Origin of the sequence: Myroides odoratimimus, assembly GCF_001485415.1 — a bacterium.
In the GTDB taxonomy this organism is placed as follows: Bacteria; Bacteroidota; Bacteroidia; order Flavobacteriales; family Flavobacteriaceae; genus Flavobacterium; species Flavobacterium odoratimimum.
Genome location: NZ_BCMQ01000008.1, coordinates 38,767 through 51,690 on the forward strand (window position 1 = coordinate 38,767; position 12,924 = coordinate 51,690).

General features: G+C 33.2%; 10 protein-coding genes. 8 read left to right on the forward strand and 2 right to left on the reverse strand.

Annotation, left to right across the window (positions count from 1 at the left end; genetic code table 11):
* Window positions 1-32 precede the first annotated feature (32 nt).
* From MODO_RS09625 to MODO_RS09655, 7 genes are all read left to right on the forward strand, one after another.
* Window positions 33-998, forward strand: a complete 966-nt coding sequence (locus tag MODO_RS09625; RefSeq protein ID WP_006259201.1) for an MlaD family protein — start codon at window positions 33-35, stop codon at window positions 996-998.
* Between the two features lie 65 nt (window positions 999-1,063).
* Window positions 1,064-2,389, forward strand: coding sequence for a 4Fe-4S dicluster domain-containing protein (locus tag MODO_RS09630; RefSeq protein ID WP_006259200.1), 1,326 nt, complete (start codon window positions 1,064-1,066; stop codon window positions 2,387-2,389).
* Between the two features lie 51 nt (window positions 2,390-2,440).
* Complete coding sequence (locus tag MODO_RS09635) at window positions 2,441-3,232, forward strand: (Fe-S)-binding protein (RefSeq protein ID WP_006259199.1); 792 nt, start codon at window positions 2,441-2,443, stop codon at window positions 3,230-3,232.
* A 3-nt stretch (window positions 3,233-3,235) separates the two neighbouring features.
* Window positions 3,236-3,721 carry a hypothetical protein gene (locus MODO_RS09640; protein WP_006260980.1) on the forward strand — a complete coding sequence of 162 codons (486 nt, stop codon included), beginning with the start codon at window positions 3,236-3,238 and terminating at the stop codon, window positions 3,719-3,721.
* Between the two features lie 85 nt (window positions 3,722-3,806).
* Window positions 3,807-6,677: a serine hydrolase domain-containing protein gene (locus MODO_RS09645; RefSeq protein ID WP_006259197.1), complete on the forward strand. Its 2,871-nt coding sequence runs from the start codon at window positions 3,807-3,809 to the stop codon at window positions 6,675-6,677.
* Between the two features lie 278 nt (window positions 6,678-6,955).
* Entirely contained in the window at window positions 6,956-9,316 is a 2,361-nt protein-coding gene (locus tag MODO_RS09650) for a TonB-dependent receptor (RefSeq protein WP_006259196.1), read from the forward strand.
* Window positions 9,317-9,325: 9 nt separating this feature from the next.
* Entirely contained in the window at window positions 9,326-10,528 is a 1,203-nt protein-coding gene (locus tag MODO_RS09655; protein ID WP_006259195.1) for a DUF4374 domain-containing protein, read from the forward strand.
* Window positions 10,529-10,621: 93 nt separating this feature from the next.
* On the opposite strand, the gene MODO_RS09660 is transcribed toward MODO_RS09655, so the two are convergent.
* Window positions 10,622-11,434: a hypothetical protein gene (locus MODO_RS09660; RefSeq protein ID WP_235811659.1), complete on the reverse strand. Its 813-nt coding sequence runs from the start codon at window positions 11,432-11,434 to the stop codon at window positions 10,622-10,624.
* Window positions 11,435-11,624: 190 nt separating this feature from the next.
* On the opposite strand from MODO_RS09660, the gene MODO_RS09665 reads away from it, so the two are divergent.
* Window positions 11,625-12,245 carry a hypothetical protein gene (locus MODO_RS09665; RefSeq protein WP_006259193.1) on the forward strand — a complete coding sequence of 207 codons (621 nt, stop codon included), beginning with the start codon at window positions 11,625-11,627 and terminating at the stop codon, window positions 12,243-12,245.
* A 31-nt stretch (window positions 12,246-12,276) separates the two neighbouring features.
* Here the strand turns inward: MODO_RS09665 and MODO_RS09670 are convergent, their stop codons facing one another.
* Window positions 12,277-12,864, reverse strand: coding sequence for a thioredoxin family protein (locus MODO_RS09670; protein ID WP_006259192.1), 588 nt, complete (start codon window positions 12,862-12,864; stop codon window positions 12,277-12,279).
* Window positions 12,865-12,924: the final 60 nt, after the last annotated feature.

Here is a 12,924-nt window from a genome sequence, read left to right on the forward strand (position 1 = left end):
TTTATTTTTGCGTGTTATAAAAATGAAAAGTTTTGAAAATATCAAGAGAAATTAAAACAGCGATTTTAGTATTAGGAGCTATTGCTTTGTTCATTTGGGGTTACTCATTTTTAAAAGGGAGAAACATATTTGATAACAGTACTAGATTTTATGTAGAATACGATAATGTAGAAGGATTGACTACTTCTTCAACGGTTACCATTAATGGTTTAGTCGTAGGGAAAGTATCTAAGATCGATTTAGATAATACTTCAGGAAAATTAAAAGTTGAGTTATTGATGACTCAAAAAATAAATATATCTAAGAATAGTGTAGCTAAGATTTACTCTCCTGGATTATTAGGAGGTAAAGGAATTATGATAGATCCTTTATTTGGAGATACAAATTTCGCTGAGTCTGGACAAACGCTTAAAGGAGAGGTAGTTTTAGATATGACTGAGAAGTTGACAAAACAAATTGAACCTTTACAGTTAAAAGTAGAAGAGGCTTTAGCCAATTTAAATACAATGTTAGCTTCTGTTAATAATATAATGGATGAGAATACACAGCAGAGTTTAAAAAGCGCAATGACTCAATTAGATGGTACTTTAGCAGGTGCTAATAAGTTAATGGCAGCTACTAATCAGATGGTTGCAGCGACTCAGCCTAAGTTAGACGGTACGTTGACTAACTTAAACACGATGAGTAGCAACTTTGCTTCTATTTCTACAGATTTAAAGGCTTTGGATATCAAATCTACTTTTACTAACTTAGATAACGCTACTGCAAGTATGGATAAAATCATGGGAGATATCCAAGGCGGTAAGGGATCAGTTGGTAAATTATTGAAAGACGAACAATTATATAGTAACTTAGAAGGAGCAAGTAAAGAATTAGAAGCTTTACTACGCGACTTAAAAGAACATCCAAAACGTTATGTACATTTCTCTTTATTTGGTAAGAAAGCGACACCTTATCAAGCAACAGAAGAAGAGAAAACTGCAGAGGTTAAGGAATAATAAACTAAACAGCTAAACCAACTAACAAGAAAAACTAACAATTACTGAAAACAATTATTACGACTATGGAGTATTTAGGCCAAGTATTATTTTTACTTCTTTTAGTTGTTGGGTTTGGATTCTTTATCAAAAATATAAAGAAGCTAATCCGCAACATCAAAATAGGAAGAGATATCGATCGAACAGATAATCCTTCAGCTCGTTGGAAAAACATGATCCGCGTAGCTTTAGGACAGTCTAAGATGGTGAAAAGACCTATCCCAGCTATCTTACATATTTTTGTATATGTAGGTTTTGTGATTATTAATATTGAGATGTTAGAAATCATCGTTGATGGTTTGTTTGGTACACATCGAGTGTTTAGCTTCTTAGGTGTAGGCTATGATGCATTAATTGGAATTTTTGAAGTACTAGCTTTCTTAGTTATCTTTGGAGTTGTTGTATTCTGGATTCGTAGAAATATAATTAAACTTAGACGTTTTAATCAACCAGAAATGGAAGGTTGGGCTAAGCGCGATGCGAATAATATTATCTACATTGAGACAGTGTTGATGTGTTTCTTTTTAATCATGAATGCTGCAGATTATTATCTTCAGAGTATTGGTTATACACATTATACAGCAGTAGGATCATTTCCTATTTCTAGTTTTATCAGCCCTATATTTGACGGAGTTAATCCTGCAACAGTTGCATTCATTGAGCGTTTTTGTTGGTGGGGACACATAGTAGGGGTGATGTTGTTCATGAATTATTTATATTATTCAAAACACTTACACATCTTCTTAGCATTCCCAAATACATATTATGCTAATTTACAACCTCAAGGAGAGTTTAATAACTTAGAGTCTGTTAAGAAAGAAGTTTCTTTAATGATGGATCCTAATGCAGACCCATACGCTGCACCAGCAGAACCTGTAGGAGAACCAGAGAAATTTGGTGCTCAAGATGTAATGGATTTAAATTGGGTACAGTTATTAAATGCTTATTCTTGTACTGAGTGTGGTCGTTGTACTTCTTCTTGTCCTCAGAATATAACAGGTAAAAAACTATCTCCGCGTAAGATAATGATGTCTACTCGTGATCGTTTAGAGGATGTAAGTAAGATATTAGATGCGAATAATGGTCAGTTTGTTGATGATGGTAAGACATTATTAAATGACTATATTACACCAGAAGAATTGTGGGCTTGTAATACATGTAATGCATGTGTTGAAGAATGTCCTATAGACATTAGTCCACTTTCTATTATTATGGATATGCGTCGTTTCTTAGTGATGGAACAGAGTGCCGCTCCTGTAGAGTTAAACAACATGATGCAAAATGTTGAGAATAATGCTGCTCCATGGCAATATAGCCAAATGGACAGATTAAACTGGAAAGACGAAAACTAAACATTAACTATCATAATCCTTTTTTAGGATTATCTCAATAAACACAAGATTATGTCAGCAAATTTAGTAGTGCCTACCATGGCGGAAATGATGGCAAAAGGAGAACAACCAGAAGTGTTATTCTGGGTAGGTTGTTCAGGAAGTTTTGACGATAGAGCAAAAAAGATTACAAAAGCATTCGTAAAGATATTAAATAAAGCAAACGTATCATTTGCTGTACTTGGTACAGAAGAAGGTTGTACTGGGGATCCAGCAAAGAGAGCGGGGAATGAATTTGCATTCCAAATGCAAGCAATGATGAATATCCAAGTATTAGATGGATATGAAATTAAAAAAATCGTAACTGCTTGTCCTCACTGCTTTAATACACTTAAGAATGAATACCCTGATTTGGGTGGTAAATATGAAGTTGTACACCATACTCAATTTTTGAAATCACTTTTAGATGATGGAAGATTGACTATAGAAGGTGGGCAATTTAAAGGAAAGAGAATTACTTTCCACGATCCATGTTATTTAGGACGTGCTAATCAAGTTTATGAAGCTCCGCGTCAATTGATTGAAAAATTAGATGCAGAGTTAGTAGAAATGAAGCGTTCTAGACAAAATGGTTTCTGCTGTGGTGCTGGAGGTGCTCAACTTTTTAAAGAACCAGAACACGGTGATAAAGAAGTACACGTAGAGCGTACAGAGGAGGCTATAGGAACTAATGCAGAGATTATCGCTGCTGGATGTCCTTTCTGTAACACAATGCTTACAGATGGGGTTAAGTTTAAAGAAAAAGAAAGCTCAGTAAAAGTGTTAGATGTAGCTGAGTTAATTGCAAACGCAGAAGATTTATAAAATATGTTTAAACCATTTGAAGAAATGCCTGATCATTCGAGAGTTTGGATTTACCAATCTAATCGTAAGTTCTCAGATGAAGAGGTTCAAGATATAGATAAGGAGTTAGCAGCTTTTACAGAAGAATGGGCTGCCCATGCTACACCATTAGCATCTTCTTATAAGATTTTTTACAATAGATTTATAGTGCTAGCAGTGGATCAAGATATACACCCTGCTTCAGGATGTTCAATAGATGCTTCAGTTCGTGTGATTCAAGATATTGAACAAAAGTATAATGTGGACTTACTAGATAAGATGAATGTTACTTATAAAACAGGAGAATTCATTGCTTTTAAAACTTTATTAGAATTTAAAGATTTAGTAAAGTCTAAGTCTGTATCAGCTAATACGATTGTATTCAATAATTTAGTGAATGATTTAGGAGAGTTTAGAGAATTTTGGGAAGTTCCAGCATCTGAAAGTTGGCATTCACGTTTTTTTAAATAGATTCTAATATTTATATTTACGATATCAAAATCACCATCAAATAGACTTTTGATGGTGATTTTTTTTTGACCTAAAATAAAAACTAATGAAAAGATTGACTGTTGTACTACTTCTTGTGGCTTCTAGTGCGTTTGGACAGGTTAAGTTTAATCAAGCTAGACAGAAACAATGGGTAGATAGTGTATATAATACGTTGAATTTAGAGGAGCGAATAGGACAGCTGTTTATGGTTGCAGCTTACTCTAATAAAAATGAGGCTCATGTACAGAGTTTAGAGAAACTTGTGCAAGAACAGCATATTGGAGGATTAATTTTCTTTCAAGGTGGACCTGTTCGTCAAGCAGAAATGACTAATCGTTTACAGACTTTAAGTAGGGTACCTATGTTAGTGGGTATAGATGGAGAGTGGGGACTGAGTATGCGTTTAGAAGATACTTATCGTTTCCCTTATAATATGACATTGGGTGCTGTTCAAGATATGGACTTGATTTATCAAGTGGGAGAAGCGATGGCTAAACAAACCAAACGCTTAGGTATGCAGTTTAACTTTGGGCCTGTATTAGATATTAATATTAATCCAAAGAATCCTATTATCGGAGTGCGTTCTTTTGGGGAGACGAGAGAGATAGTAACAGATCGCGCTAGTGCCTTTATGCAGGGATATCAGAGTCAAGATATTTTCGCAACAGGAAAACACTTTCCTGGACACGGTGATACTTCTACAGATTCACATCACAAATTGCCTGTAATAGACTTTGATAAAGGGCGCTTAAATAGAGTTGAATTTTATCCGTATAAAAAGTTATTTGAAGAAGGGCTGTCTAGTGTGATGATAGGTCACTTAAATTTACCCGCTTATGAACCTAATGATATTCCTACTTCGTTATCTCATAATATTGTAACGAAGTTGTTGAAAGAGGAGTTAGGTTTTGAAGGACTGATCTTTACTGATGCTTTAAATATGAAAGCAGCAACAAGTTTTTTAAAACCTGGAGAAGTAGATTTAGCCGCTTTTAAAGCAGGAAATGACTTATTACTTTTCTCTGAAGATGTACCTACTGCTCTAACGAATATATTAGCTGCTTATAATGCAGGAGAAATATCAGAAGAACGCCTTTCTCATTCAGTAAAGAAGGTTTTGGCATATAAGTACAAGTCAGGTATGACGAAGTTCTCTGCTATTGAAACAGGTAGCTTAGTTAAGGATTTGAATGCTCCAGTTTACGATGATTTAAATCAGAAGTTGTACGAAGAAGCAATGACTTTAACGAAGAATGAAGATAGGTTAGTTCCTTTTAAACATTTAGAAAAACAAAAGATAGCTTATGTAAAGTTAGGAGATGATGATGGTAGTCACTTCTTAAATATGTTACAAAATTATGATGATGTAACAGAAATTACAGGAGATAGCTTAGAAGACCTTTCTGCGTTTACAACTATTATTGTAGGATATCACAAGGTTGATAATCCATGGCGTAAGCACGATATGTCAGACACAGAGAAGGCAATTTTACGTAATTTAGTCGCTAGAAAGAATACTGTGTTAGTATCTTTTGCTAAACCGTATGCGCTTGAGTCAATGCCTTTAGATAAAGTAAATACTGTGTTAGTAGGGTATCAGAATAATAAATTTGCTCAGCAAGCTGCCGCTCAAGTATTATTTGGGGCTATAGGAGCTAAAGGAAAGTTACCAGTTTCTATCAGTGGTTCTTTCGCTGTTGGTACAGGACTTAAAACGAAAGCTATTGATCGCTTAGGTTTTTCTACTGCAGCAAATGAAGGGATGGATCCTGATGTGTTAAAGGGAATTGATGCCATTGCTCAAGGAGCAATAGATAAACAATATACACCAGGTATTCAGGTAGTAGTGGCTCGTCATGGCAAAGTAGTATACCAAAAAGCTTTTGGATATCATAATTATGATGGTAGTACAAAGGTCTTAAATACAGACTTATATGATTTAGCTTCTTTAACTAAGATCTTAGGAACGTTGCCAGTATTGGTAAAGATGTATGATGATCATAAAGTGAGAATGGAGACTAAACTAGGACAGATGTTACCGATGTTTAAACATACAGATAAAGAAGATATTACCTTTAAAGATTTGTTGACACATCAGTCAGGTTTACCAGCTTGGATTCCTTTTTATAAACGTACACTAGCAGAGAATAATCGACCTGATCCGAGTTTATATAGTTTCTTTTACACTCCAGAGTATCCTACTCAAGTGTCAGAGAATTTATATATTAAAAAAGGGTATACAAATGAAATCCTACAACAAATAGCAGATTCTAAATTATCTAAAAAGGAGTATAAATATAGTGATTTAGGGTTTATTATGATGAAGGAATTTGTGGAGAGTAAATATCACAAGACACTTGATCAAGTAGTGGAAAGTGAGTATTATAATAAGATGGGAGCTTGGCGTTTAACTTATTTACCATTGCGTAAATTTGACTTGAATGTAATTCCTCCTACTGAAATAGATAATTATTACCGTTACACTACTGTACAAGGATATGTGCATGATATGGGAGCAGCTATGCAAGGTGGAGTTGCTGGACATGCAGGGTTGTTTGGATCAGCGTTAGATGTAGCTAAAATGATGCAGTTATATCTGAATAAAGGGGAATACGGAGGAGATCGTTTCTTCTCGGAAGATACTTTTAATACATTTAATGAGTGTGCTTATTGTAGTAAAGGTAGTAGAAGGGGAATAGGATTCGATAAACCGCAAAAGCCAGGTTCTCCTGGTCCAACATGTGGATGTGCTTCAATGTCTAGTTTTGGACATACAGGGTTTACAGGAACAATGGCTTGGGCTGATCCTGATAAAGATTTAGTATTTGTATTTTTATCAAATAGAACTTATCCTGATAGTAATGTGAATAATCTATCTAAGGCTAATATTAGAGAAGATATTCAGAAGGTAATTTATGAGTCGATAGTAAAATAAACTTAGATATGACGTAAAAGCGTAGCGATGGCTACGCTTTTTTTATGAACTGTATTTAGTGCTTAGTTGTTATCTAGTTTGTTATGAGAAAGTTGAATAATTATGTCATTATGTTCTTAAGATAGAAATGATGGTGTCTTTATTTGTTAATTTGTTGATATTGTGATTATTATGATTCAACACAAATAATCTAATTAGACTCGTTAAAAATAAAGTTGTATTTCTTTGGTTTTTATTAACATGACCAATACTTTTGTTATTTAAAATTAATTTAAATAATGAGACCGTTTAAGGAAGTATTTTTTTGTTTTTTACTACTTCTGTTACCTTGTTTAGTAAATGCTCAAGGAACTGTAGGTAAAGTAAAAGGAATCGTTTATGATTCACAGAAAACTCCCATTATAGGAGTATCTGTTTCTATTAAAGGAAGTACAATTGGTGTTCAGACAGATCTAGATGGGAAGTTTGAATTACAGCACACAACAGGACAACATACAATACTGTTTAATTACGTAGGTATGGTTGAAGAGAGCAGAACTGTTCAATTTAATACAAGCCCAAAATCATTGAGTATTACTATGCAAGATGAGCCTTCTGTATTAGATGATGTTGTGGTTAGTGTAAAAGGTAAAGTAGATGCTTTAAAAGAGCAAGCTTTTACAGTAAGTGCTGTGGATATGCAAAAGATAGCTAATAGTACTTATGATTTAAATCAAATACTGAATAAAAGTAGCGGTATCAAAGTTAGACAACAAGGTGGTGTAGGGTCTGATTATAATTTTTCTGTAAACGGGATGTCCGGAAAAGCAGTTAAGTTTTTTGTAGATGGAGTTCCGTTAGAGATGTTAGGTAAAGGAGTGGATATGAATACACTTCCTATTAATATGGCTCAACGTGTAGAGATATATAAAGGAGTTGTTCCTGTTCATTTGAGTACTGATGCCATGGGAGGTGCAGTGGATATTATTACGAATGGTAGTTCTAAAGATTATTTAGATGCAAGTTATATGACAGGATCTTTTAATACCCATAAAGTTAATTTAAATGGACAATTAAAAGATAAGGGTACTGGAATTATCATGAGACTGAATAGTGCTTATAATTACTCAGATAATGATTATAAGATGCGTGATATGAAGATCTATAATCCCCAAGCTGAGAAGTATGAGTATAGAGATGTAAAACGTTTCAATGATCGCTACAAATCTTTATTTGTAATGGCAGAGTTGGGAATAGAGGATAAGTCATGGGCAGATATGTTATTCGTAGGAGTGTCACATTCTTTATTTGATAAACAAATTCAGACAGGATCTAATCAAGAGATTGTGTATGGAGGAGTGAAGAGAGAAGGAGATGCGAATAATTACTTTTTAAAATATAAGAAGAAAGATCTATTGAACGATCGCTTTGATATCAATTATTATTTAGGGTATTCTAAGAGTCTAGAAAAAGGAACGGATACTTTAATGAGAAAATACAGTTGGGACGGAAGTTATGTTCCTGCTGCAGGAAGTGAACTTTCTAACCCTTCTTTAAGTAGACAACACAGAGATCGTGTATTCTCTCAATTAACTACAGAGTATAGATTAAGTGATTCTCACAAGTTTAACTTTAATTATATGTTAGATTATGTGAAGAATCAATCTTATAATTTATTATACGATAAGAGAGAAGATGCTTATCCTACGAAAATGACAAAACAGATTTTCTCTATTAACTATCAACAAGATTGGTTTGATAAGAGATGGACTAATGTGTTTTTTGGAAAGTATTACTTAGTTGATTTAGATAAGACTGTCTTTGACTCTTCTACACGTAAGGATGTCCCTGTTAAAAATCAATCAGGAAATTGGGGATATGGTGTAGCGAGTACTTTTAAAATTACCAATGAACTAGGTTTAAAAGCTTCTTTTGAAAAGTCATTCCGTTTATTAGAACCAGAAGAAATATTTGGTGATGGTGTGTCTATTACTAGTAACTTAGCTCTACGCCCTGAGAGTAGTAATAACTTTAATTTAGGGGTGTATTATAGCCAACGTTTTGATGATCACTTCGTACGTTTTGATGCAGCTGGATATATTAGAGATACGAAGGATTATATTTATACAGTTCCTAATTTATTCAATAGTACTTTTAAATATGAGAACTTATCTAATATCTTCACTAGAGGAGTAGAAGGAGAATTTAACTACCAGTATAAGAATATTCTTAATATCATGGCGAATATTACTTATAACTATGCTTATGACAATACGAAATACGCTAATAATAGTGATAATGTAGAGTCTGCTACCTATAAAAAAGAAGTGCCAAACCAGCCTTGGTTATATGGTAATATAGATGTGAGTATAGGGCAAGATGATTGGTTCCAAAAAGATTCTCGTATTGAGTTAACTTATGGGGTATCTATGACAGAGTGGTTCTATAAAAACTGGCAGTCTTATGGAAATAAAAAGAATATTCCAACGATTCCTCGCCAGACATTACACGATGTAGGAATCAATTATTCGATAGCAAAAGGGAAGTATAACTTTGCTTTGAATTGTACTAATATTGGAAATGCTCTTGCTTATGACAACTTTAAGCTTCAAAAACAAGGTAGAGCATTTTATTTCAAATTCAGATATTCTTTAAAATAGACATTACAGATGAAAAATAAATCATATACAATCTTATCTATGATCTTATTGCTTTTTACAGTGATAGGATGTAGTAAAGAACCATCTCAGAGTGGTGGTTTTGAAGGAGAAAAAGATTATAAGTATTTCTTATTATCAGCATTGGGAAGTTGGCCTAATACGGTTCATTATATTACAGCTACCAATGATGTGACACAAGGAGTTATGGATCTGAATAGAGAAGGTGATGAAATTAACTCTAAAGGAACGTATTCTTATATCGTTAAGAATGGGTATATCTATAACTATAAAACAGATCAAGGAGTATTTAAAAAGTTTAAATATACAAATGATAAGCTAGTTACAGAGATAGAAGTGCCTTTCTCTTATATTAATGACGTGAGTGCTTATACATGGGCTGATGATAACACTTTGATTCTTTTTGGAGATACAAGTGATATAGAGCGCATCCGATATACAGTTTTTAATACAACAAATCTTAAAATAGTAAAACAAGGAGAAGTGTCTGGTCTAGAGCCTTTCCCTCAAGGATATGACCATTATTCAATAGGTTCTGCAGCTTATATAGATGGAGTGCTGTATTTACAGTACGGTTTTAGAAATGCAAAATGGTTGACACCTAATTTCTATAATTTAGCCTCTATTTCATATCCAGACTTTAAAGTAATCAAATCAGAAGCAGACACTCGTAGTAGTGGAGCTAGTAATGGTTCTCCTTATTTTAAAACTTCTTTTGTAAAGGATAATGACAGCTTCTACTATAGTTGTTTTACACGTACTAATTCAGAAAGTAATGATATTTATTTGTTTAGAATTAAGACAGCAGAGGGAGTATTAGATAGATCTTACGAAATTAATTTGACGCAAGTATTAGGTGGATTAAAGCCTGAAACAGCGATGAATTATATCGGAGACAATAAAATGATTATTGGTTATAGAAATCCTGCTAAAGGAGGAAGTTATAATGGAAGATACGCTATTATAGACTTAGAGACTAGATCAGTTGTAAGACAGCTGACAGAATTACCTTTAGATGAACCGTATGAACTAGGTTTCTTTGTTCAAGATAAGAAAGTATACTTAGCGATTAATAGTGCAGAAGAAGGAAACTATGTTTGGATTTATGATCTAAAAACAGACAAGGTTACTAAGGGAATGACACTTCCTGATAAGATATCAGGATTTGCACGTTTCGATAAATTCTATGACTAATAAATTAGAATAATAAGTTTGATTTTTTATAGGAAGGAATATCTTTCTATTAGTTTGGTTAGGTTTGAAGCCACTTCCTTGGGAGTGGCTTTTTTATTTAGGATATTCTTCATAAGCTTTGAATAAGTTTCGGAGCATTTTGAACAGAGTCGTACTGTTTTCTTTGGTGCTTTCGAGTTTACTTTTTCGCTTAGCAGTGAAGGTGAATGATTCATTGGGTGTAAGGATAGTTCCTTCTAAGTAATTAGTATCGATTAGGGAAGTTTGAAGAAGAGTAGGTCTATCTTTAGACATAGAAGAACAGATAAAGCCATCTTGAGTCATTACACCTTCAAAACCTTCATTTCTTGTTGTACGTGCGATTAGAGTACCTTCATTTTGGAATAAATGGAAGTTCTCTATTTTATAGTATTCTGTAAATTTAATTGGAGAATCTTGTTCTGAGAAGGTAAACTCCCACTGACCAGTTACATTAATAGTTGTATATGTTGTTGGAATAGAGAAGCGAGGTTCTTCTGTCTTATAGGCTATAAAAGGGATGGTAACTAAAGTATTTTTACCTTTCTTATCTTCAAATATTCCTTTAATCGTATCGCTTTGTATAATTCCTTTTAGATGGATATGACCGCTGTAATCTAAAGGGTTGATAAAACTATCACGAGCTATTTTGGTATATTCTTTTTGATTTGTAATTGGACCATCTGTAAAAACAGTACGGTAACCATGAATATTAAGTGGAATGCTATCTAGTGTGAAAATAACAGGAACATTGATTCCTTTTATAGTAAAATAGGCTTTCCATCGGATAGAAGAATCAGTGTAATCTTGATTGCTTAACTTGTCTGTACAGCCATTCAAGAGTAAGATCATTAGAAAAGAGATAAAAAGAGATCGAATAACAAACATGGATAGAAAATGTAGTGAAACAATGGGTTATAAACACTAAAACCTTTGCATAGAATGAACTATTTATCCAAAGGTAAGCTTTTATAGTTAGCTTCTATATCATCTATATATTACTTCTATTATTTTGATATAAATAAGAATTTAAATAGAAGTTTTTTTATCATTTATTCTAGGCCAAAAAAGTATATATTTGATAGGAACAGAGAAGTTGTTTTGTGTTATTCTTATAACTCTTTTTATGGATGAAAATATAGTAAAAACGCTTGTTAATAAATTAATGAAGTCAGCACAGCTTATACTGACTTTTGCTTATTTATTGGCTATAGGGATAGGGATGTTGTTTAATAATCAGAAGTACAATGCTTTTGGTATTAATATTTTTGATTACTCTTCTATTTTTGATTTTTTGATAGCTCCTTTTGCAGACTTTAGAATAGTAGCTTTTGCTATTGTGACAATGATTATTACTTATCTATTGTTTAAAGGTGATGCATATTGGAAAGAGAAATTTCCTGCTAATTATAGTAAATCAATATTTAATCTTGAACAATATTCTTGGTATAGAAAGATAAAAGGAGGTGTGTTTATCTTTATTTTTATCTGGTATCTTATACTGATGGCACAGTATTATGGCAAGCGAACTTATGTTGAAACACTACAACAAGAAACGACTAAAATAGAGTATATAGGAGGAGATGTGATAGAAGGAATCCTTATAGGGAAGACCAGTGATATGTTGTTTTTATATGTAAATCAAGAAGTAAAAGCCATACCTATATCTGCGAATCTAAAGACTATACAGATTAAATGATAAAGGCTGTCCATTGGACAGCCTTTTGCTTTTATTTCTTCGGAGCATTGTCTACGAACATCTGCTTTACTTTAGCTACGTCATAGCTTTTATCTGCTTCTAATTCACCAGAGGAAATTACATTAGTTGTTTTTCCTTCTCCATTGATTACGATGAAGAATGGATAACCTAATTTTTGTCCTTCAGGAGCATATTTTTCAAATGCTTTAGCATTTTTGTGTTTAGCTGTATAATTTAAATGATAATAAACATAGTTCGCATCAACTACAGTTTTTATATCTTGATTTTTTTGTACAAAATCATTAAAACGAAGACACCAGATACACCAGTTACCACCAGCTTGTACAAAAACGTTTTTGCCTTCAGCTTTAGCCTTTGCGATTAGTTCTGTTATTTTAGCATCACCATCTTCTTCCTCATTATATGGTTTTGCTAATGCCTCTTTTTCTTTGGCAATAGCTTGTTTAGCAGCTGCTGTATCTATTGCAGTAGTAGGTGTATTATCAGAGGTAGTTGCCTCTGTATCTGTTGCTACTTGTTCTGTTTTAACCTCTTGTTTACAGCTTACTAATGTTAATACTGTTGCTAGTACTAGAGATGATAAAACTAATTTTCTCATATTTGTTAGGTTTATGTATTGTTGTTTCTAAATGAAATTCTGCGAAATGTAATAAAAATT

Bases quoted from the DNA above. Each gene is read 5' to 3' on its own strand.
- MODO_RS09645 (WP_006259197.1), top strand. From the start codon at position 3,807: ATGAAAAGATTGACTGTTGTACTACTTCTTGTGGCTTCTAGTGCGTTT.
- MODO_RS09655 (WP_006259195.1), top strand. From the start codon at position 9,326: ATGAAAAATAAATCATATACAATCTTATCTATGATCTTATTGCTTTTT.
- MODO_RS09635 (WP_006259199.1), top strand. From the start codon at position 2,441: ATGTCAGCAAATTTAGTAGTGCCTACCATGGCGGAAATGATGGCAAAA.
- MODO_RS09640 (WP_006260980.1), top strand. From the start codon at position 3,236: ATGTTTAAACCATTTGAAGAAATGCCTGATCATTCGAGAGTTTGGATT.
- MODO_RS09650 (WP_006259196.1), top strand. From the start codon at position 6,956: ATGAGACCGTTTAAGGAAGTATTTTTTTGTTTTTTACTACTTCTGTTA.
- MODO_RS09630 (WP_006259200.1), top strand. From the start codon at position 1,064: ATGGAGTATTTAGGCCAAGTATTATTTTTACTTCTTTTAGTTGTTGGG.
- MODO_RS09660 (WP_235811659.1), bottom strand. From the start codon at position 11,434: ATGTTTGTTATTCGATCTCTTTTTATCTCTTTTCTAATGATCTTACTC.
- MODO_RS09670 (WP_006259192.1), bottom strand. From the start codon at position 12,864: ATGAGAAAATTAGTTTTATCATCTCTAGTACTAGCAACAGTATTAACA.